Raw genomic sequence first — 22823 nt, 5'->3', positions numbered from 1 at the left:
TTCATGGCAAAAAAGGATCAAGAATCACAAGAAAAACAAGTTCTCACAGAGTGGCAGAAGAGAAACCTCGAATTTTTGAGAAAAAAAGAAACCGAAGATTCTGAAGAATTTGCGAATGGAAAGGTCGTGCATTCAGAAGAAGCGACTTCAAATGAGAACCAGCCACCAGTGAAAAAGAAGGTTAGAAAGAAAAAAAAGACCAAAAGGAAGAAACGAAAAAAAGGGAACACGGCTAGTAATATTCCAATTGCACAACAAAATCTTGCAGGACTAGTTATTTTTATCGCTGCACTCCTAATCGTATTTTCACTTTTCTTTATTTCACCTTGGTCAAAACAAAAGGTTCTCACTGTATCAGGAACAAAAAATGCTTTACCAGAAGATGTGAAAGTTGCAAGTGGTATTCTTGATACAGACTATATCACTCATGTCTTTTTCAACCAAGGAAAGATTGCATCAACTGTTGAAAAAACCAATGTTTGGGTTAAAAAGGCTACAGTAACATATAGTTTTCCAAATCAATTTAATATTGCAGTAAAAGAATACCCAATCGTGGCTTATCGTCAAACTACAAATGGTTATGTTTCTATTCTTCAAAGTGGTAAGACAGGAGGAACAGTTTCAACTAGTAATCTACCTGATAAATTCATCACCTTAAAGATGGATGACGAGAAGAAAATTGAAGAGTTAGTAAAAGAATTAAATAAACTTGATACAAAAATCAAGAATAATATTCAAATTATTAATCTTACGCCTACTAAAGCAACTTCAGATTTACTAACGATTGAGCTGTATGATGGCAATTCCATTCGTGTTCCACTTTCTCAATTAACAGTTAAGCTTCCTTACTACGAGAAAATTAAGAGTCAACTTTCAGATGGAAGTATTGTAGATATGGAAGTTGGACTTTATACAACGACTCCTGAAGTTGAATCATCAAAAACTGATGGGGATAAAAAGAAAGATAAAGATAAGACTGATAAAAAAGAAGAAAATGCAACTTCTGAAGAAGGTCAAGATACTACAACATCAATGGAACAGCATTCTGAGGAAGAGTCTAATTCTGAAAATCCGGGTATTCAAGGACAAGAAAATCCAACTGTTGGTCAAGAAACAACTCATCGGACTTCCCCTGCTCAAGGCTAATATTGAATAATAAAAAACGTAAAATGCTGACATTTTACGTTTTTTTATGGTACAATAGTATCCGAATAATTCTGTTTTTATACAGTTTACAAAGATATTGAATGGAAAGATTGAGAGGTCGAGTGAATGGCTAGAGATGGCTTTTTTACAGGATTAGATATAGGAACTAGCTCGATTAAGGTTCTTGTTGCTGAGTTTATTGATGGATCAATGAATGTCATCGGAGTAAGTAATGTTAAGAGTTCTGGTGTGAAAGATGGCATCATTGTTGACATTGACGCTGCAGCGAAATCAATCAAAACAGCTATTGAACAAGCAGAAGAAAAAGCTGGGATTGTTATTGAGCAAGTGAACGTTGGGCTTCCAGCTAATCTTCTTCAAATTGAGCCTACACAAGGTATGATTCCTGTAACAAGTGAATCAAAAGAAATCAAAGATGAAGATGTTGAAAGTGTTGTTCGCTCAGCCTTGACAAAGAGCATTACACCTGAGCGTGAGGTTATCTCACTAGTTCCTGAAGAGTTTATTGTTGATGGCTTCCAAGGAATTCGTGATCCTCGTGGAATGATGGGGATTCGTCTTGAAATGAGAGGTCTCATTTACACAGGTCCAACAACGATTCTTCACAACCTTCGTAAGACAGTTGAACGTGCGGGTATTCAAGTAGAGAATATTATCATCTCTCCTCTTGCAATGACACGTGCTGTTCTAAATGAAGGTGAACGTGAGTTTGGTGCTACTGTTATTGATATGGGTGGCGGTCAAACAACTGTTGCAAGCATGCGTGCTCAAGAACTTCAATTTACCAATATTTATTCTGAAGGTGGCGAGTACATCACTAAGGATATTTCAAAAGTTTTGAAGACTTCAATGCAGATTGCTGAAGCACTTAAGTTCAATTTTGGTAATGCAGATATTGAAGAAGCAAGCGAAACAGAAACTGTCCAAGTAGAAGTTGTAGGTGAGAATTCACCAGTTGAGATTACAGAAAAATACCTTGCTGAGATTATCTCAGCTCGTGTGAAGCATATCCTTGATAGAGTTAAACAAGACTTGACTCGAGGACGTCTACTTGATTTGCCTGGTGGCATTGTCCTTGTAGGTGGAACAGCTATCATGCCAGGTGTGGTTGAAGTTGCTCAAGAAATTTTTGAGACAAATGTTAAACTTTACGTGCCAAATCAAGTTGGTATCCGTAATCCAATGTTTGCAAATGTGATTAGTCTTGTTGAGTATGTTGGTCTTCTTACAGAAGTTGATATCATCGCACAACAGGCTGTGTCTGGTGAAGAGTATCTTCGTCGTAAACCAATCGACAATGAGGCTCCTGCCTTGAGTTTTGATAGAACTCCTACTCCAGCACCTCGAGTGGCTCCTCAGCCAAATCCTGTTCCAGTTGAGAACACCATTGAGGTACCTCTGCCAGTTGAAGAAGAAAATCATGAACAAAAACAAAAACTTGGTGATCGTGTTCGTGGTATTTTCGGCAGTATGTTTGATTAATTGAATCTAGTAAAAGCGAGGAAATAAAATGAGTTTTTCATTTGATAGCGCATCAGTTCAAGGTGCGGTAATTAAAGTTATCGGTGTCGGTGGAGGTGGCGGAAACGCCATCAACCGAATGATTGAAGAAGGTCTTGCTGGTGTTGAATTTATTGCAGCTAATACTGATATTCAAGCACTCAGCTCTTCTAAAGCAGAAACAGTAATCCAATTGGGTCCTAAATTGACTCGTGGCCTTGGTGCCGGAGGTCAACCTGAAGTTGGTCGTAAGGCAGCTGAAGAAAGTGAAGAAACACTTACAGAAGCACTTACAGGAGCTGATATGGTCTTTATCACTGCTGGTATGGGTGGTGGCTCTGGTACAGGGGCAGCACCAGTTATTGCACGTATTGCGAAAAGCTTGGGTGCATTGACAGTTGCAGTTGTGACACGTCCATTTGGCTTCGAAGGTAACAAACGTGGTGCCTTCGCTGTTGAAGGTATTCAAGAGCTGCGTGAGCAAGTTGATACCCTACTTATTATCTCAAACAATAACCTTCTTGAAATTGTTGATAAGAAAACACCACTTCTTGAAGCTCTTAGTGAAGCAGATAATGTTCTTCGTCAAGGGGTCCAAGGTATTACAGACCTTATCACTAACCCAGGTTTGATCAACCTTGACTTTGCCGATGTGAAAACTGTTATGGCAAATAAAGGTAATGCACTTATGGGTATTGGTATTGGTTCAGGTGAAGAACGTATTGTTGAAGCTGCACGCAAAGCAATCTATTCACCACTTCTTGAAACTACTATTGATGGTGCAGAAGATGTCATCGTTAACGTAACTGGTGGTCTTGATATGACCCTTACAGAAGCAGAAGAAGCATCTGAAATTGTTGGTCAAGCAGCTGGTAACGGTGTTAACATTTGGCTTGGTACATCTATCGATGATACATTGAAAGATGAAATCCGTGTAACTGTTGTTGCAACTGGAGTTCGCCAAGATCGTGCTGAAAAAGTATCTGGTATGAAAGCTCAGCCACGTAAAGTGACTACAGCTCCTTCACACCCCTCAGCTCCTACTCAGCAAGTTGCTCAAGGAGAGCAACGTCCAGTTTCTCAACCTTCATTTGAACGTCAACCAAATTTTGACTATAATGAAACACCTTCAATGCCACAACCAGGAGTTCGTCCTGCAGCAGCAACTCCTCAACAAGAGCAGTCAGCTTTTGGTAATTGGGATTTGAGACGTGATAATATTTCTCGTCCTGAAACTGGTCAACTAGATAGTCAATTGACTATGTCTACATTCTCAAGTGATGTTGAAGATGATGATGAATTGGAGACACCACCATTCTTTAAAAATCGTTAATAATGACTATAGAAGAGAATAAAAATAATGTTTATCAGGCGGTAAAAAAAGCTTGTGAAAAGGCTAATCGCTCTAGCGATGAAGTCAATATTATTGCCGTAACCAAATATGTTTCAAGTGATGTCGCTGAAGAATTGGTTAAAACGGGAATCAAGCACATTGCTGAAAATCGCGTTGATAAATTCTTAGATAAGTATCAAGCTTTAAAAAATTATGATTTGACTTGGCACCTCATTGGTACCCTGCAACGTCGTAAAGTAAAGGATGTTATTAATTTAGTTGATTATTTTCATGCTTTGGATTCTGTTAAATTGGCAGAGGAAATTCAAAAGCGTGCCGACCACACCATTAATTGCTTCCTACAAGTAAACGTTTCAGGTGAAGAGTCAAAACATGGTTTTTCTCCAGAAGAACTTGATACTGTTCTAAAACAAATTGAAAATCTTGATAAGATTTGTATAGTTGGACTCATGACTATGGCTCCAATTGATGCAGATGCTCAAGAACTTGATAAGATTTTTGCTGAGACAAATGAACTTAGAAAATCAATTCAAGAGAAAAAACTAAAGAATGTTCCTTGTGATCAGTTAAGCATGGGGATGAGTCGAGACTATGACATGGCTATTCAAAATGGATCAACCTTTGTCAGAATAGGCAGTGCATTCTTTAAAGAGAACGGAGAATAACCTTATGGCATTAAAAGACGCAATTGATAAAATTGTTTCATATTTTGATACCGACGAAGTAACAGATTATGAAGATGCTGCTAAAGAAGAGGCTAAAGAACGTCCAGTAAAAGCACAGAAACCTGTGCAGACACCACCTCCTCGTCAGCAACGTCAACCTGAGCGTTATCAGGCTACAGTCCCTCCTCGTCGCCAACATGTTCATTCAGACTTACAGGAAACTCAAGTCCTTCGTAGTTTACCTCTGAGTCGTTCACAAGCAAATCAGGGACCACAACAAATGAATACAACTAAAGCAACAATTGCAATTAAATATCCTAAAAAGTATGAAGATGCTCAGGAAATTGTAGAACTATTGATTGAAAACGAATGTGTTTTAATCGATTTTCAATATATGTTGGAAGCGCAAGCTCGTCGTTGTCTTGATTTTATTGATGGTGCTAGCAAGGTGCTTACAGGCAACTTGCAAAAAGTTGGTTCTTCAATGTATTTGCTTACGCCAATTAATGTCGTTGTTGACATCGAAGAGATTGGGTTGGCGCATGGCAACCAAGAAGCTAATTTTGACTTCGACATGAAGAGACGTTAAGCAATGTCTGTATTACTTTATGTTATTTGGGCACGTGTTGTTAACGTGATAGAGATTCTTCTTGTAGTCTATGCGTTCTTATCATGGTTCCCAGGGGCCTATGATACTAGCCTTGGAAGAATCATTAGACAAATTGTTCAACCGATTCTCGCACCATTTCGTCGCCTGAATTTAGCTTTTGCTGGTATTGATTTTTCAATATTGGTAATTGTACTTCTACTAAACTTTTCACTTAGAATTCTTAGATTTATTCTACTCTGATGTCAGATATTAAAAATATTGAACAGCATTACTCGTTAGATGAACGTCCTTTTCTAGAGAAGGTTAGGGGATTTTGTCAATTAGTTGATGATAGGTACAGTCCTTACTTAACTGATTTCTTGAATCCTCGTGAAATTCAGATTGTTGAAGAGTTAGCTCATTACTACAATTTAAAATTTTTTGTGAGTTCTACTCTTGAATCTGAAGAGTATGGAAGAGTCATTCTTGCTCCCGAATATTACGAGCTTGATGACGATGACTTTGAAATTAAACGACTAGAAATCTCTTATGCGAGACAGTTCAATAAATTGACACACCCAAAAGTTTTGGGAGCACTGATTAATCAACTTGGTCTTGACCGTCAAGTATTTGGAGATATTATTCTTGATGAAGAAGGACGTGTTCAATTTTCCATTGCTTCTCATTTAGCAAGTTATGCGATAATGACTATTACTAAGATTGGTAATGTTTCGGTTACTCTAAAAGAAGTAAGCAAAGACGATTGGATTTCAAATCAAGAAAACTATTCACAATTTTTTGTTTTACTTTCCAGTATGCGTCTTGATAATGTGTTGGCGACGGTATTAAACCTATCCCGTTCTAACGGCTTAAAACTTATTGCTTCTGGAAAAGTTAAATTAAATTATAGACAAATTGAGAAGGCTAATCAGACGGTTATGATTGGTGATATGATTTCGGTTAGAGGTTATGGTCGATTTCGACTAGCTCAACAAGACGGATTTTCAAAGTCCAGGAAAGCTAAAATCGTTATTGAAAGTCTGTTAAGACGGAGAAAAAAGTAGTTATTTAATTTAAACCATCAGATATGGTAATGAAAAATAAAGGAGGCCTGTAATGGCTATTACAGCACTTGATATTAAAGATAAACAGTTTACAACTAAATTTCGTGGATATAATGAGCAAGAAGTTGATGAATTTCTTGATATTATTGTAGATGATTATGAAGATTTGGTTCGTGACAATCGTGAACTTGCTGCTCGTGTAAAAGAGCTTGAAGAAAAATTGGCTTATTTTGATGAAATGAAAGAATCATTGAGTCAATCAGTTATTTTGGCTCAAGAAACAGCTGAAAAAGTTAAAGCTTCAGCGGCTGATGAATCAGCTAACTTGATTAATAAGGCTAACTTCAATGCTACTCATTTGGTTGAAGAAGCTAAATCTAAAGCATCTGAAATTCTTCGTGATGCAACAGATGAAGCCAAACGTGTTGCCATCGAAACGGAAGAACTTAAACGTCAAAGTCGTGTCTTCCACCAACGCCTATTGGCTGCAGTTGAAGGTCAGCTTAGCTTGGCAAGTGCTCCAGAATGGGGTGAATTGTTGCAACCAACAGCTATTTATCTTCAAAATTCAGATGCTGCCTTTAAAGAAGTTGTTGAAAAAGTTTTGGATGAACATGTACCAGATTCAAATGACGCAGCTTCATTTGATGCAACTCGTCAATTCACTCCTGATGAAATGGCTGAACTTCAACGTCGCGTTGCTGAAAGTAATAAGCAAGTTGAAGATTTCTCTAGTCCAGAAGTTGATGAAACAAACGAAGTTGTTTCAACTCCAGTTGATTTTGGTATTCCAGATACTTTCGAGAGTGAAGTAGCAGATTTCCCAACTTCAGCACCAGTAGATGAAGATTTTGATTTACAACCTGAGTCAACAGGTGAAATTAATCTTAACGAAACACAAACGTTTAAATTGAATATTAGCGAATAAGAAAAATACAACTTACCAAGTATATTAACAGCGAGTGGGAGATGGTGTGAGTCCCACATTCCCTATTTGGATAGTTATCATTTTCAAGCATTCTAACTGAATTAAGTAAGTTAGAAGGATGGTCCTCCTTACGGACATATGAGGGAGCAAAAGTTTTTTGCTCTGAATTAAGGTGGTACCACGAGCTTTCGTCCTTTTTGATGAAGGCTCTTTTTATTTAGTAAATTAAATTAAAGAGGAGATATAATGAAACTCAAAGAAACCTTAAATCTAGGTAAGACAGCTTTTCCAATGCGAGCTGGACTTCCTAACAAAGAACCAATCTGGCAAAAAGAGTGGGAAGATGCTAAGATGTATCAACGTCGTCAAGAGTTGAACCAAGGTAAACCTCACTTCACTCTTCATGATGGTCCTCCGTATGCCAATGGTAATATTCACGTTGGACATGCGATGAATAAAATTTCTAAGGATATCATTGTTCGTTCAAAATCAATGTCTGGTTTCTATGCTCCTTACGTTCCTGGTTGGGATACGCATGGTCTTCCAATTGAGCAAGTGTTGGCAAAACAAGGTGTGAAACGTAAAGAACTTGATCGTGCTGAATACCTTAAGATGTGTCGTGATTATGCACTTTCACAAGTTGACAAACAACGTGAAGATTTCAAACGTCTTGGTGTTTCGGCTGATTGGGATAACCCATATGTTACTTTGACACCAGACTATGAGGCTGCACAAATCCGTGTCTTTGGTGAGATGGCTAAAAAAGGTTACATCTATCAAGGTGCAAAACCAGTTTATTGGTCATGGTCATCAGAGTCAGCACTTGCTGAAGCAGAAATCGAGTACCATGATTTAGTTTCAACCTCACTTTACTATGCCAATAAGGTAAAGGATGGTAAAGGAGTACTAGACACAGATACATATATCGTAGTTTGGACAACAACACCATTTACAGTAACAGCTTCACGTGGTTTGACTGTTGGTGCTGATATTGAATACGTTCTCGTAAAACCTGCCGGAGAAAACCGCAAATTTGTCGTTGCTTCTGAATTACTTAATAGTCTTTCTGAGAAATTTGGTTGGACTGATGTGGAAGTACTTCAGTCATACCGTGGTGAAGAATTGAATCAAATCGTCACTGAACACCCATGGGATACAGAAGTTGATGAGCTTGTTATCCTTGGTGACCACGTTACTACAGATTCAGGTACAGGTATCGTCCATACGGCTCCTGGTTTTGGTGAGGATGACTATAACGTAGGTATTGCTAATGGCCTTGAAGTTGCCGTAACTGTTAATGAGCGTGGTATCATGATGGAAAATGCTGGTCCTGATTTTGAAGGTCAGTTCTACGATAAAGTGGCTCCAATTGTTATGGAAAAACTCGGTGATTTGCTCCTTGCTAAAGAAGAAATCTCACACTCATACCCATTTGACTGGCGTACGAAGAAACCAATCATCTGGCGTGCCGTACCACAATGGTTTGCCTCTGTTTCTAAATTCCGTCAAGAGATTTTGGATGAGATTGAAAAAGTTAAATTCCATTCTGAGTGGGGTAAAGTTCGTCTTTACAACATGATTCGTGACCGTGGTGACTGGGTAATCTCTCGCCAACGTGCTTGGGGTGTGCCACTCCCAATCTTCTATGCTGAAGATAAAACACCAATCATGACTGAAGAAACAATCGAACATGTGGCTAAACTTTTCGAAGAGCACGGTTCAGTTATCTGGTGGGAACGTGATGCCAAAGATCTTCTTCCAGAAGGCTTTACACATCCAGGTTCACCAAACGGAGAGTTTACTAAAGAAACTGACATTATGGACGTATGGTTTGACTCAGGTTCATCATGGAATGGTGTTGTAGTTAACCGTCCTGAGTTAACTTATCCAGCTGACCTCTATCTTGAAGGTTCAGACCAATATCGTGGATGGTTTAACTCATCACTTATCACATCTGTTGCTAATAATGGTGTTGCACCATATAAACAACTCTTGTCTCAAGGTTTTGCGCTTGATGGTAAGGGTGAAAAGATGTCTAAATCCCTTGGTAATACTATTGCTCCTAGTGATGTTGAGAAACAATTTGGTGCTGAAATTCTTCGTCTTTGGGTAACAAGTGTTGATACAACTAATGACGTTCGTATCTCAATGGATATCCTTAGCCAAGTATCAGAATCTTATCGTAAGATTCGTAACACACTTCGTTTCTTGATTGCTAATACATCTGACTTCAATCCAACAACTGATGCAGTAGCCTTTGAAGACTTGCGTTCTGTAGATCAGTACATGACTATTCGATTTAACCAATTAGTTAAGACTATTCGTGATGCCTATGCAAACTTTGAATTCTTAACTATCTACAAAACCTTGGTTAACTTTATTAACGTTGAGTTGTCTGCTTTCTATCTTGATTTTGCCAAAGATGTGGTTTATATTGAGAGTGCAGAATCACTTGAACGTCGTCAAATGCAAACAGTCTTCTACGATATTCTTGTCAAGATTACAAAACTATTGACTCCAATTCTTCCTCACACTGCAGAAGAAATTTGGTCATATCTTGAATTTGAAACAGAAGACTATGTTCAATTGTCAGAGTTGCCAGAAGCAGAAGATTTCGCTGGTCAAGATGCACTTCTTGAAAATTGGAATGCCTTCATGGATTTCCGTGGCCAAGCTCAAAAAGCTTTGGAAGAAGCGCGTAACGAAAAAGTTATCGGTAAATCGCTTGAAGCTCATTTGACAATCTATCCTAATGCTGAAGTCAAAGAACTTCTTGAAGGTTTGAATACTAACCTTGCTCAACTTTTGATCGTTTCAGCATTGACTATTGCTGAAGGAGATGCTCCTGAGTCTGCTGTAAGCTTTGAAGGTGTAGCATTCACAGTAGAACGTGCTGAAGGAGATGTCTGTGATCGTTGCCGTCGTATCGATCCAACTACCAAAGAACGTAGCTACAATGCGACTATCTGTGATCATTGTGCTAGCATTGTTGAAGAAAACTTTGCAGAAGGTGTCGCAGAAGGTTTTGAAGTAAAAGCAAAATAAAATAAAAAGAGTTCAATTTGAACTCTTTTTCTATTTGTTTTTCGAATATAGTATTGAACACAATAAAAAAACTAGCTCAGCTAGTTTTTTCTTATAGTCCGTAGTTATAATCATCATCTTGCATGGCTTCAACAGTACCTAGAAGGTAACCATTACCAACTTGAGAGAAGAAGTCGTGGTTAGATGTTCCTGTAGAAATACCATTCATAACGATTGGGTTAACATCGTTCGCACTATCTGGGAAGAGTGGATCTTGTCCCAGGTTCATGAGAGCCTTGTTGGCGTTATAACGTAGGAAAGTCATGACTTCCTCAGTCCATCCAACACCATCATAAAGAGATTTAGTGTAGAGCTCTTCATTTTCATACAATTGGTAGAGGAGATCATACATCCATTCACGGAAACTTTCTTGCTCTTCTTCAGGTAATTCGTTGAACCCTAGTTGGAATTTATAGCCAATATAAGTTCCGTGAACAGATTCGTCACGGATAATGAGCTTAATGATTTCAGCGACATTAGCCAGCTTGTTATTACCAAGATAATAGAGTGGAGTGAAGAACCCTGAATAGAAAAGGAATGTTTCAAGATATGTTGAAGCAACCTTTTTCTGAAGAGGCGTTCCATTTTCATAGATATCGTTAATGATTTTCGCCTTGGTTTGGAGGTATTCGTTACTGTTAGTCCACTCGAAAATTTCTTCAATTTCAGATTTAGTATTCAAAGTTGAGAAGATTGAAGAGTAAGATTTCGCGTGAACAGATTCCATGAACTGAATGTTGTTCAATACAGCTTCTTCATGAGGTGTACGGACGTCTGCACGAATGGCTTCAACACCAGTTTGAGATTGCATGGTATCTAGCAAGGTTAAACCACCGAAAACTTTTCCAACCAAATCCTTTTCTTCAGCTGAAAGTTTACGCCAGTCATCAAGGTCATTTGAAAGTGGGATACGTGTATCTAGCCAAAATTGTTCCGTCAATTTTTCCCAAGTAGATTTATCAATCGCATCTTCGATTTCATTCCAGTTAATGGCTTTGTAGTAAGTTTCCATTAGAAACCTCTTTCTTTATTGATATCGTTACTATTTTATCATAATTCAAAATCATGATATAGTTTTTTGAGTTGATCTATTAAAAAAGTCGGCGAACCGACCTTTTAATGCATTTTGTAAATAAGGGTAGTGAGGTTGTTATCGTTAAATCACCATCTTAGATGACACAGCTTTCACATTGGTTAGAACCAACCTCTTCACCGTCATCTGTATAAGTACGGATGTAGTAGATTGATTTAATTCCCTTGTTAAAGGCGTAGTTACGAAGGATAGAAAGGTCACGAGTCGTTTGTTTATTTTCTGTTTTCCATTCGTAAATTTCTTTTGGTAACTCACTACGCAAGAACAGGGTTAATGACAAACCTTGATCAACGTGTTCAGTCGCAGCGGCATAAACGTCGATAACTTTACGCATGTCCATGTCGTAGGCTGAGGTATAGAAAGGAATTGTGTCTGTTGAAAGACCGTTGGCTGGATAATAGATTTTTCCGATTTTCTTTTCTTGACGTTCTTCAATACGTTGTGTGATTGGATGGATAGAAGCCGAACAGTCGTTAATGTAAGAGATTGAGCCATTTGGCGCAACAGCTAAACGGTTTTGATGGTAGAGTCCATCTTTCTTAACGAGTTCACGGAGTTCTTCCCAATCTTTGGCTTGTGGGATGAAGTGGCCATCGAAAAGTTCTTTGATACGGTCAGATTTAGGAACGTATTGGCCTGTAACGTATTTGTCAAAGTAAGAACCATCAGCATATTTTGATTTTTCAAAACCGACAAAGGTTTCTTGACGTTCACGGGCAATGTTGTTAGATTCAACTAAAGTCCAGTAGTTCATTAGCATGAAGTAGATATTAGTGAATTCAACAGATTCAGGGCTACCATACTCGATATGGTGTTTAGCGAGGTAAGAGTGAAGCCCCATAGCTCCCAAACCAAAGGTATGAGCTTGTTGGTTACCATTTTTGATAGATGGTACAGCATCAATACTTGAGCTATCTGTAACAAAGGTAAGCGCACGTGTCATTGCTCTAATCGAACGACCAAAGTCAGGTGAAGTCATCATGTTAAGGATATTAGTTGATCCAAGGTTACATGAAATGTCTGTACCGAGTTTAACAAACTCTTGTGCATCGTTAAGTTCACTTGGTGTTTGAACTTGAAGAATTTCAGAACAGAGGTTGGACATGATAATCTTACCATCGATTGGATTGTGTCGATTGGCTGTATCAACATTGACGATATATGGATAACCTGATTCTTGTTGGAGTTTAGAAATTTCAGTTTCTAGCTCACGGGCATTAATCTTGGTTTTTGTGATATTTGGATTGGCAACCAACTCATCGTACATAGCTGTAATATCAATGTAGTTATATGGTTTACCGTACTCTTTTTCGACTGAGTAAGGGCTGAAGAGGTACATATCTTCATTATTACGTGCCAACTCGTAGAATTTATCTGGAACTGTAACACCAAGTGACAGTGTCTTAACACGCACCTTCTCATCAGCATTCTCTTTCTTAGTAGAAAGGAAGGCAAGGATGTCTGGGTGGAAAACATCCAAATAAACAACACCAGCACCTTGACGTTGACCAAGTTGATTTGAGTAAGAGAAGCTATCTTCAAAAAGCTTCATAACAGGCACGACACCAGAGGCTGCCCCAGCATATCCTTTGATAGGAGCACCAGCTTCACGAAGGTTAGACAGGCTAATACCTACCCCACCACCAATACGTGATAACTGGAGGGCAGAGTTGATAGAACGTCCGATAGAATTCATGTCATCTGTTACTTGAATAAGGAAACATGACACGAGTTCACCACGACGACTACGTCCAGCATTTAAAAATGAAGGAGTAGCAGGTTGGTAACGTTGGTGAATCATTTCGTTGGCAAGGTCACTAGCTAGGTTTTCATCACCATCAGCAAAGTAAAGGGCGTTGAATAGAACACGATCTTCAATACTTTCGAGGTAAGACTCGCCATCGTTTGTTTTGAGGGCATATTGTTGGTAGAACTTGTAGGCTGCCATGAAAGATTGGAAGCGGAATTTTTGAGAATGAATTTCTGCAGACAATTTTTCGATGAAAGCAGGTTCGTATTTACCGATGAATTCAGACTCAATATAATCGTTCTCAATCAAATAATTAATTTTATCTGTGATGCTGTTGAATGCCATTGAATTTGGCTTAACGTTTTCAAGGAAGAAGGCACGAAGCGCTTCTTTGTCCTTATGCAAAGGAATTTGACCGTTAACAGGACGGTTAATTTCGTTATTGAGGCGGAAGTATGAGACATCGCCAAGATTTTTTAAAGACATAATACAGATACCAGGCTCAGTTTAATAGTATATTAAGGTTGAAACATTAAACTAAGCAAACAAGTTCCTTTCTATATAAAAACTTGATAATTAAAGGATTTCTTTAAGTTTAGCCGGTTGAAAACCTGAAAAGATGATATCGCCGGCTTCAATAACTGGAGCAGCAGTGAAACCGAGGCTTTTAACGTAATCGATTTTTTCTGGCTGTTCATCAATGTTGATTTCTTCGAAATCAGCACCTTCCTTTTCCAAGAATTTTTTAGTCATTTTGCACTGCATGCAGTTGTTTTTAGAAAACAATGTAATCTTTGCCATTGCAAATACTCCTTTATAAAAAGATTTTAAGTGGCCAAGAGCCACTTTTTCGACTCTAATAGAATACCCAAAATATTGGGAAAAATCAAGCTAAATATCTCAAGGAAATACAATATTTTGTGTTTAGTATTGAAACACAACCCTATATCTTGTGTTTTAAAGGCTTTTTTAAGTTTCCTAAATTAAATAGGATTTGTATATGGAAATGACGAAAAAAGAAATATCTAACTATGCATGTTATATAATATAACATCAAAATGCCAATTCTATTTGTTTTTTCAAAAAAAACAGTGTAGAATAAAGAAAATTTTTAACTAATGGAGGTTCAAGTATGCAAGAATACTGTTCAAATCTAACTGTAAATGGTAAGACATTCTCTTTCTATGATCTCGAAAAAGCAGCAAAATCTCATGATGTTAAGGTCGGAGAACTACCTTATACCATTCGAATACTACTTGAAAGTCTCCTCCGAAAAAAAGATGGCGTCGATGTTAAGGAATCTCACATTTCTGACCTGATGAAATTTCCGAATTTTCCGACAGTTTCCGAAGTGCCTTTTAAACCAAGTCGTGTTATCTTACAAGATTTTACAGGAGTTCCTGTTGTTGTTGATTTAGCTTCAATGCGTGATGCTATAGTGGCTAATGGTGGTAAAGCCGAATTTATTAACCCTGAGATTCCAGTGGATTTGGTTATTGACCACTCTGTCCAAGTGGATTCATACGGATGTGATACTGCTCTTGAAGATAACATTAATCTAGAGTTTAAACGTAATAACGAGCGCTATGAATTTCTAAAGTGGGCCGAACAGTCTTTTGAAAATTACCGTGCTGTTCCACCAGCTACAGGGATTATTCATCAGGTTAATATTGAATTTTTGAGTGATGTTATTATTGAAAATGATGGGCTCCTATATCCTGACTCTATGTTTGGTACTGATAGTCATACAACTATGATTAATGGTATTGGCGTTCTTGGTTGGGGTGTTGGCGGTATTGAAGCTGAAGCAGCTATGCTCGGTGAAGCATCTTATTTCCCAATTCCAGAGGTCATTGGTGTACATCTGACGGGAGAGTTGCCTAAAATTGCTACAGCAACAGATTTGGCTCTCAAGATTACTCAGGTACTTCGTTCTGAAAATGTGGTTGGTAAATTTGTTGAGTACTTTGGACCTGGCTTGAAGAGTTTGTCTCTAGCTGACCGTGCTACAGTCGCTAATATGGCACCAGAATATGGAGCGACCTGTGGTTATTTTCCTATTGATGACGAGACTCTTAACTACATGCGTTTAACTAACCGTGATGAGGAACACATCCAAGTCACTGAAGCCTATACAAAAGCCAATCATCTTTTCTATGATCCAAGTAAAGAAGCCAAGTATACTAAGATTGTTGAAATTGATTTGTCATCCATTAAACCTTCTATCTCAGGTCCTAAACGTCCACAGGATTTGATTCTCTTATCAGATGCTAAGCAAGAATTTCAAGATGCAGTGGTACGAGAAGCTGGTGTCCGTGGTTTTGGTTTGGATAAGGAAGAGCTAGCAAAAACTGCAAACGTTGACTTTGAGGATCATTCAGAAACAATTCAAACAGGTCATGTGGCCATTGCAGCTATCACATCATGTACCAATACTTCAAATCCTTACGTTCTTATGGCAGCCGGTCTTTTAGCTAAAAAAGCGGTTGAGAAAGGATTAAAAGTATCTCCAACAGTGAAGACATCTTTGGCACCAGGTTCTAAGGTTGTTACTGGTTATCTCAAAGCTTCAGGCTTGCAAACCTATCTAGATAAGCTTGGCTTTAACTTGGTAGGTTACGGTTGCACAACCTGTATTGGGAACTCAGGAGACTTACGTCCTGAGGTGGCTAAGGCTATTGTAGACACTGATTTATTAGCGAGTGCTGTTTTGTCAGGAAATCGTAATTTTGAAGGGCGTATTAATCCACTTGTTAAAGCGAATTTCTTGGCTAGCCCACCATTGGTTGTTGCTTATGCCTTAGCTGGTAACACGAATATTGATTTGACAACTGAACCTTTAGGTTTTGACGACAATGGTCAAGCTGTTTATTTAGAGGATGTTATGCCATCTCGTGAAGAAATTGAGACTTATGTTGATAAATACGTCACTCGTCAACTTTTCCAAGATGAATATGCTAATGTCTTTTCTGATAGCGAGAAGTGGAATGCCATTCCTACTGAACAAAGTCAAAATTATAAATGGAATCAAAACTCTACCTATATTCAAAACCCACCTTATTTTGATGCTTTAGGAGATGATTTGAGCATTGAACCATTGAAAGATTTGAAGGTTTTGGCTAAATTCGGAGATACGGTAACAACAGACCATATTTCTCCAGCAGGCAATATTGCCAGAAATAGTCCAGCAGCTCGTTATTTGACTGAGAATGGTGTTGATTATCAAGAATTCAATTCTTATGGTAGCCGTCGTGGAAATCACGAAGTCATGATGCGAGGAACCTTTGCTAATATTCGTATCAAGAATGAGTTAGCAGATGGAAAAATTGGTGGATATACTAAATATGATGGTGACATTCTACCTATATACGATGCTGCTATGAAATATAAAGAAGCTAATCAAGATACGCTTGTAATTGCCGGTAAGGATTATGGTATGGGCTCAAGTCGTGACTGGGCGGCTAAAGGTGCTAATCTTCTTGGTGTAAAAGTAGTGCTTGCTGAGAGTTTTGAGCGTATTCACCGTTCAAATCTCGTTATGATGGGGATTTTACCAGTCCAATTTATGGAAGGAGAAAATGCTGAAAGTCTTGGATTGACAGGACATGAGACCTTTAGCTTTGACCTTTCAGAAAATCCAGGTGTCCATGATGTTATCACCGTTACAGCTTCAACACCTGAACAAACCAAAACTTTTAAAGCTTTGGTACGCTTTGATGCAGATGCTGATATTCGCTACTATAAAAATGGTGGTATCTTGCCAATGGTTGTAAGAAAAAAATTGAAGGGAGCCTAATATGACAACAGTTGAAATTAATGGACTTAAGGACATGATTGCCTGTAATACTAGGATTTCATCTATTATTGATGATCATTTATCGTATTCGGGATATGATATTTCCGAGTTTATGGATAATAAAGCGTCTTTTGAGGAAGTGATTTATCTCTTGTGGAATGGTCATCTTCCTACGCAAATGGAACTCAAGTATTTTGAAGCTGAGTTGCGTAAGAACTATGATATTTCTGATGCTGTTGAGCAATGCATTCTTATCCAATCTCGTCCCCATTTGCACCCAATGAGTGTTTTACGTTCAACAGTCTCCCTTCTTGGGGTTTACAATGTGGACGCCGAGGAAAGATCCATGGAGGCAATTTATCAGCAAAGTATTGAATTGATGGCTAAATTGCCTACAATTATTACGACTTTTGCACGCTTACGTACTGGTAAAATGCCCCTCAAACCAAGAGAAGATTTAGGTTTTGCGGCTAATTTTCTCTACATGCTGAATGGTGTTGAACCTTCTGAAATTGAAATTGAAGCTATGAATAAGGCTTTAATTCTTCATGCTGATCATGAGTTGAATGCCTCAACTTTTGCAGCGCGTGTTTGTGCCTCGACTCTGACAGATATCTATTCTTGTGTCACAACAGCTATTGGTGCTCTAAAAGGTCCCTTGCATGGTGGAGCTAATGAACGCGTCTTTGATATGCTTAAAGAAATCCGTGAATCTGGTGATGTTAATGCTTACTTGCAGGAAAAACTTGACTCTAAAGAGAAAATCATGGGATTTGGACACCGTGTATACAAGAAACAGGACCCTCGTGAAATTTTCTTAAGAGATATGGCTAAAAAGTTGACAGAGGGTACTGAGAATGAAGAATTCTTTAACATGTCTCAAGAAATTGAAGAATTCATGAAAGAAAAGAAGGGATTGATTCCCAATGTGGACTTCTATTCAGCCACTGTATATCATACTCTAGGAATTGACAGCGATATCTTCACACTTATCTTTGCTATGAGTCGTGTTGCCGGCTGGATTGCTCATATTCAAGAGCAACAAAAAAATAACAAATTGATTCGTCCACGCTCACAATACATCGGACAAGAAAATATGACGTATATTCCTTTAGAAAAACGCTAGGGAGGAAAGCTATATGGCAGAAAAAATCGTAATGAAAAATGGACAGCTTCAAGTTTCTGATCGTCCAATTATCCCTTTTATTGAAGGCGATGGTGTTGGACATGATATCTGGAAGAATGCCCAAGCAATCTTTGATAAAGCAGTAGAAGTAGCCTATGAAGGAAAGCGTCATATTGAATGGCAAGAGCTTCTAGCCGGTAAGAAGGCTTATGACAAAACAGGTGAATGGTTGCCGAAAGAAACTTTGGAAGCTATTCGAGAAAGTTTAGTAGCTATTAAGGGACCGCTTGAGACGCCAGTAGGTGGTGGTATCCGTTCATTAAATGTAGCATTACGTCAAGAACTTGATCTCTACGCTTGTGTTAGACCTGTTCGTTACTTTGACGGAGTAGCAAGTCCACTTAAGGAACCAGAAAAAACAAATATTACTATCTTCCGTGAAAATACCGAAGATATTTATGCTGGGATTGAATGGGAAGCAGGAACGGCAGATGTCAAGCGCGTGATTGAGTTTCTCCAGACAGAAATGAATGTTAATAAAATTCGCTTCCCAGAGTCAAGTAGTATCGGAATTAAGCCAATTTCAATAGAAGGAAGTAAACGTCTCATTCGCTCTGCTATCGACTATGCTCTCAAGAACAATCTAAAGAAAGTGACATTGGTTCATAAAGGGAATATTCAAAAATTCACAGAAGGTGGCTTCCGTAAATGGGGTTATGAAGTAGCTCAGGAAGACTATAAAGAAGAATTGCTGGCTGGTCGTTTAGAGATTAATGATATAATCGCTGATAACTTTCTCCAACAGATTCTTTTAAATCCAGAAAAATTTGATGTTGTTGCCTTAACCAACTTGAATGGTGATTATGCCAGTGATGCCTTGGCTGCACAAGTTGGTGGTATCGGCATCTCCCCTGGAGCCAACATTAACTATCAAACAGGCCATGCTATTTTTGAAGCAACACATGGAACAGCTCCGGATATTGCAGATCAAGATAAGGCTAATCCTTGCTCAGTTTTATTATCTGGCTGCATGCTTCTAGATTATATTGGTTGGACTGAGGCAGCTCAACTGATTACAAGTGCTATTGAGAAGACATTTAAAGCTGATATCTTTACAGCTGACTTAGCATTTGGGAAACAAGCTTATTCAACGAGTGCCTTTAGCAATCAAATTCTTTCAATTATGTGATTGTTTTTGCTCGAAAATGAAAATTAACGATTGAAAACACCATGAAAGAAATTTTCTGAAAATGTTGTAAATAACTAGAGACTAGTATTTGCTTATGTTTTGAAAAATGAAAATGACCAGTAAAATGAGAGACAAGCTTTCGAAAAACTTGTAGAAAGTACGTTTTAACCTTGATAATCTCAATTAGCTATGTTATAATTCTAAATTGTAAGGGTTATCATTGATAACTCAAATATTCCAAATGAAGAAGGAGAATCCATTATGGCTTCTAAAGATTTCCACATTGTTGCAGAAACAGGTATCCACGCACGTCCAGCTACTTTGCTTGTTCAAACAGCTAGCAAATTTGCTTCAGATATCACTCTTGACTACAAAGGTAAAGCAGTTAACCTTAAATCTATCATGGGTGTTATGAGCCTTGGTGTTGGTCAAGGTGCTGACGTAACTATCTCTGCAGAAGGTGCTGATGCTGATGACGCAATCGTAGCAATCGCAGAAACAATGACAAAAGAAGGATTGGCATAAGAATATGACAGAAATGCTTAAAGGAATCGCAGCATCTGATGGTGTTGCAGTTGCTAAGGCATATCTGCTTGTTCAACCGGACTTGTCATTTGAAACTGTAACAGTTGAAGATACAAGTGCAGAAGAGGCTCGTCTAGATGCTGCTCTAGCGGCGTCACAAGACGAGCTTTCTGTTATCCGTGAAAAAGCAGTTGAAAGCCTTGGTGAAGAAGCGGCAGCCGTTTTTGATGCTCACTTGATGGTTCTTGCTGACCCAGAAATGACTGGTCAAATTAAAGAAACTATCCGTGCTAAACAAGTTAATGCTGAAGCTGCTTTGACAGAAGTAACAGACATGTTTATCGCTATTTTTGAAGGTATGGAAGACAACCCATACATGCAAGAACGTGCAGCGGATATTCGTGACGTTACAAAACGTGTGCTTGCTAACTTGCTTGGTAAAAAATTGCCTAACCCAGCAACAATCAACGAAGAATCAATCGTTGTTGCTCATGACTTGACACCATCTGATACAGCTCAGTTGAACAAAAAGTACGTAAAAGCTTTTGTTACTAATATCGGTGGACGTACAAGTCACTCTGCAATCATGGCTCGTACACTTGAAATCGCAGCCGTTCTTGGTACAAATAACATCACAGAACTTGTCAAAGATGGCGACATTTTGGCGGTTTCAGGTATTACTGGTGAAGTTGTTATCAACCCAACTGAAGAGCAAATTGCTGAGTTTAAAGCAGCTGGTGAAGCTTACGCTAAACAAAAAGCTGAATGGGCTCTCCTTAAAGATGCTCAAACAGTTACTGCTGATGGAAAACATTTCGAATTGGCTGCTAACATCGGTACACCTAAAGACGTTGAAGGTGTAAATGATAACGGTGCAGAAGCAGTTGGTCTTTATCGTACGGAATTCTTGTATATGGATTCTCAAGACTTCCCAACTGAAGATGACCAATATGAAGCATACAAAGCAGTTCTTGAAGGTATGAACGGTAAACCTGTTGTCGTTCGTACAATGGATATCGGTGGGGATAAAGAACTCCCTTACTTCGATCTTCCTAAAGAAATGAACCCATTCTTGGGTTACCGTGCTTTGCGTATTTCTATCTCTGAAACTGGTAACCAAATGTTCCGTACACAATTGCGTGCCTTGCTTCGTGCATCTGTTCACGGTAAATTGCGTATCATGTTCCCAATGGTTGCTTTGTTGACTGAGTTCCGTACTGCTAAAGGTATTCTTGAAGAAGAAAAAGCTAAATTGGTTGCTGAAGGTGTTGCCGTTGCAGACGATATCGAAGTAGGTATCATGATTGAAATCCCTGCTGCAGCTATGCTTGCTGACCAATTTGCTAAAGAAGTTGATTTCTTCTCAATTGGTACAAACGACCTTATCCAATACACTATGGCTGCTGACCGTATGAACGAACAAGTTTCATACCTTTACCAACCATATAACCCATCAATCCTTCGTTTGATTAACAATGTTATCAAAGCGGCTCACGCTGAAGGTAAATGGGCTGGTATGTGTGGTGAAATGGCCGGTGACCAAACTGCTGTTCCACTTCTTGTCGGAATGGGCTTGGATGAGTTCTCAATGTCAGCGACATCTGTTCTTCGTACACGTAGCTTGATGAAGAAACTTGACACAGCTAAAATGGAAGAATATGCTAACCGTGCGCTTACTGAATGTTCAACAATGGAAGAAGTTCTTGAACTTTCAAAAGAATACGTTAACGTAGACTAATCATAAAAAGTGGAGGCCTAGGCTTTCACTTTTTTTATAACTAAACAGAGACAAAATAATTGACTCATTCATTGGTTAGGAGTAGAATACGGCTAACCTAGGTTAATAATTAAAACTATTTTTTGCCCTAATTGTCAAGTCAAGTGCAACAAAGATGTTCCTCTGATTAAGTGAGTATCTTTCAAGCTGTTTGAGTTAGCTCAAACAGCTTTTTTGCGGACTGATAGCCATGAATTCGTCTAGGTCTTTCATTGATAGCCTTTGTATAGTCCTCTAAAAGATTCTGATTTAGTTCTTTTAACGAACACCCCTTCGGAATGAACTCTCTTAGTAGTCCATTGAAATTCTCATTTGTACCTCGTTCATAAGATGAATAGGCATGTGCAAAATAAACATCTAATCCCTCTATCTTACTCAATGATGAAAATTCGTTTCCATTATCTGCAGTTATGGACTTAATGGGATAAAGTTTCATACACTCTAAGACTGCTTGATTGACATACTCTGCTTTCTTTTCCACGAGTTTCTTTGTGACAGCATAGCGTGTTTGTCGTTCTACCAAGGTTAGAATAGAAGGTTCTCCTATTGTCTTTCCACCCAGAACAGAATCGATTTCCCAATCTCCAAAACGGGAACGATTATTGATTTCTTCTGGCCTTTCTTCAATTGACTTTCCTAGATGTTTCTTGGTAGAGGGGCGCTTGGTAAATTTCTTACGGATCCGCACTGCTCTTGGCAAATCAATGACCTTAATCTCTAACAATCCTTGATGGATATAGTTATAGAGCGTCTTGGTTGAAGGAACAACTGCATCTACATGTTGGAGTCTATAGGTATGAACAAAGGTATCCACGCTATGCACCCTTGGTTTCTCTCTCATTGCTTCTGTAAATGCTCTCAGAAAGTCATCCGATACGGAATCCAGTTTCAAATAATAGCTGGCTTCTCTAGCATGACGATAACGGTTATGAGCAGCATCTGCATAATAGTGTTGGTAATAGACCTTTTGCCCATTTACTTTTTTCACTTGTGTTATGGAACCACGATTAATTTCACGAGTAATAGTAGAGCGATTTCTCCCTAGTCTACGAGCAATCTCAGCAGGTTTGAGTCCTACGCTTAAATAAGCTTCAATTTCCCCTCGCTCAGCTTCAGATAAGTGCTTGTATGATTGATTTGTGGTAGAATAATTAGTGGACATGTTCATCTTCCTTTATACTGTTTTTCGCAACTCTAGTATATCAGATGAACATGT

The 22823-nt window shown here is 38.5% G+C and carries 18 protein-coding genes; 14 read left to right on the top strand and 4 right to left on the bottom strand.

Going from position 1 to position 22823, the window contains the following annotated elements; all coding sequences use genetic code 11:
• Nucleotides 1–3: 3 nt before the first annotated feature.
• The 9 genes from NSQ79_RS06325 (at nt 4) to ileS (ending at nt 10312) form a co-directional block, all read left to right on the top strand.
• On the top strand, nt 4–1146 hold the full coding sequence (locus NSQ79_RS06325; RefSeq protein ID WP_013990787.1) for an FtsQ-type POTRA domain-containing protein: 1143 nt from the start codon (nt 4–6) through the stop codon (nt 1144–1146).
• Nucleotides 1147–1272: 126 nt separating this feature from the next.
• On the top strand, nt 1273–2649 hold the full coding sequence (gene ftsA, locus NSQ79_RS06320; protein WP_014633299.1) for a cell division protein FtsA: 1377 nt from the start codon (nt 1273–1275) through the stop codon (nt 2647–2649).
• 28 nt (nt 2650–2677) lie between these two features.
• A complete protein-coding gene (ftsZ, locus tag NSQ79_RS06315; RefSeq protein WP_014633298.1) occupies nt 2678–4000 on the top strand; it encodes a cell division protein FtsZ in 1323 nt (440 codons plus the stop codon).
• Nucleotides 4001–4002: 2 nt separating this feature from the next.
• A complete protein-coding gene (locus tag NSQ79_RS06310) occupies nt 4003–4686 on the top strand; it encodes a YggS family pyridoxal phosphate-dependent enzyme (protein WP_004182721.1) in 684 nt (227 codons plus the stop codon).
• Nucleotides 4687–4690: 4 nt separating this feature from the next.
• Nucleotides 4691–5275: a cell division protein SepF gene (locus NSQ79_RS06305; protein ID WP_004182720.1), complete on the top strand. Its 585-nt coding sequence runs from the start codon at nt 4691–4693 to the stop codon at nt 5273–5275.
• A 3-nt stretch (nt 5276–5278) separates the two neighbouring features.
• A complete protein-coding gene (locus NSQ79_RS06300) occupies nt 5279–5536 on the top strand; it encodes a YggT family protein (protein WP_004182719.1) in 258 nt (85 codons plus the stop codon).
• Entirely contained in the window at nt 5536–6339 is an 804-nt protein-coding gene (locus NSQ79_RS06295; RefSeq protein ID WP_339313368.1) for a YlmH/Sll1252 family protein, read from the top strand. The genes NSQ79_RS06300 and NSQ79_RS06295 overlap by 1 nt, the downstream gene beginning before the upstream one ends.
• A 52-nt stretch (nt 6340–6391) precedes the next feature.
• A complete protein-coding gene (locus NSQ79_RS06290; RefSeq protein WP_002884119.1) occupies nt 6392–7267 on the top strand; it encodes a DivIVA domain-containing protein in 876 nt (291 codons plus the stop codon).
• A gap of 246 nt (nt 7268–7513) precedes the next feature.
• Complete coding sequence (gene ileS, locus NSQ79_RS06285) at nt 7514–10312, top strand: isoleucine--tRNA ligase (protein ID WP_045768880.1); 2799 nt, start codon at nt 7514–7516, stop codon at nt 10310–10312.
• Between the two features lie 91 nt (nt 10313–10403).
• Here ileS and nrdF read toward each other — a convergent pair whose 3' ends face one another.
• The 3 genes from nrdF to nrdH form a co-directional block, all read right to left on the bottom strand.
• Nucleotides 10404–11363 (bottom strand): class 1b ribonucleoside-diphosphate reductase subunit beta, encoded by a 960-nt coding sequence (gene nrdF / locus NSQ79_RS06280; RefSeq protein WP_014633295.1) that lies wholly within the window; start codon nt 11361–11363, stop codon nt 10404–10406.
• Nucleotides 11364–11520: 157 nt separating this feature from the next.
• Nucleotides 11521–13680 (bottom strand): class 1b ribonucleoside-diphosphate reductase subunit alpha, encoded by a 2160-nt coding sequence (gene nrdE / locus NSQ79_RS06275; protein ID WP_013990782.1) that lies wholly within the window; start codon nt 13678–13680, stop codon nt 11521–11523.
• Between the two features lie 90 nt (nt 13681–13770).
• Nucleotides 13771–13995 (bottom strand): glutaredoxin-like protein NrdH, encoded by a 225-nt coding sequence (nrdH, locus tag NSQ79_RS06270; RefSeq protein WP_045768879.1) that lies wholly within the window; start codon nt 13993–13995, stop codon nt 13771–13773.
• Nucleotides 13996–14326: 331 nt separating this feature from the next.
• Here nrdH and acnA point away from each other — a divergent pair, with 331 nt between their 5' ends.
• From acnA to ptsP, 5 genes are all read left to right on the top strand, one after another.
• Nucleotides 14327–16990, top strand: coding sequence for an aconitate hydratase AcnA (gene acnA / locus NSQ79_RS06265; protein ID WP_004182713.1), 2664 nt, complete (start codon nt 14327–14329; stop codon nt 16988–16990).
• A 1-nt stretch (nt 16991) separates the two neighbouring features.
• Nucleotides 16992–18116 carry a citrate synthase gene (locus tag NSQ79_RS06260; protein WP_002884029.1) on the top strand — a complete coding sequence of 375 codons (1125 nt, stop codon included), beginning with the start codon at nt 16992–16994 and terminating at the stop codon, nt 18114–18116.
• 13 nt (nt 18117–18129) lie between these two features.
• The gene (gene icd / locus NSQ79_RS06255) at nt 18130–19305 is read left to right on the top strand and encodes an NADP-dependent isocitrate dehydrogenase (RefSeq protein WP_045768878.1); all 1176 of its coding nucleotides are present in this window, start codon (nt 18130–18132) and stop codon (nt 19303–19305) included.
• A gap of 261 nt (nt 19306–19566) precedes the next feature.
• Nucleotides 19567–19830, top strand: a complete 264-nt coding sequence (locus NSQ79_RS06250; protein WP_045772118.1) for a phosphocarrier protein HPr — start codon at nt 19567–19569, stop codon at nt 19828–19830.
• 4 nt (nt 19831–19834) lie between these two features.
• Nucleotides 19835–21568, top strand: a complete 1734-nt coding sequence (gene ptsP, locus NSQ79_RS06245; RefSeq protein ID WP_002884022.1) for a phosphoenolpyruvate--protein phosphotransferase — start codon at nt 19835–19837, stop codon at nt 21566–21568.
• Between the two features lie 181 nt (nt 21569–21749).
• Here the strand turns inward: ptsP and NSQ79_RS06240 are convergent, their stop codons facing one another.
• The gene (locus NSQ79_RS06240) at nt 21750–22769 is read right to left on the bottom strand and encodes an IS30-like element IS1139 family transposase (RefSeq protein ID WP_171021848.1); all 1020 of its coding nucleotides are present in this window, start codon (nt 22767–22769) and stop codon (nt 21750–21752) included.
• Between the last annotated feature and the right edge of the window lie 54 nt (nt 22770–22823).

This window comes from Streptococcus sp. FSL W7-1342, from assembly GCF_037966635.1.
Classification (GTDB): Bacteria; Bacillota; Bacilli; order Lactobacillales; family Streptococcaceae; genus Streptococcus; species Streptococcus salivarius_D.
This window is presented reverse-complemented; position numbering and strand designations above follow the sequence as displayed.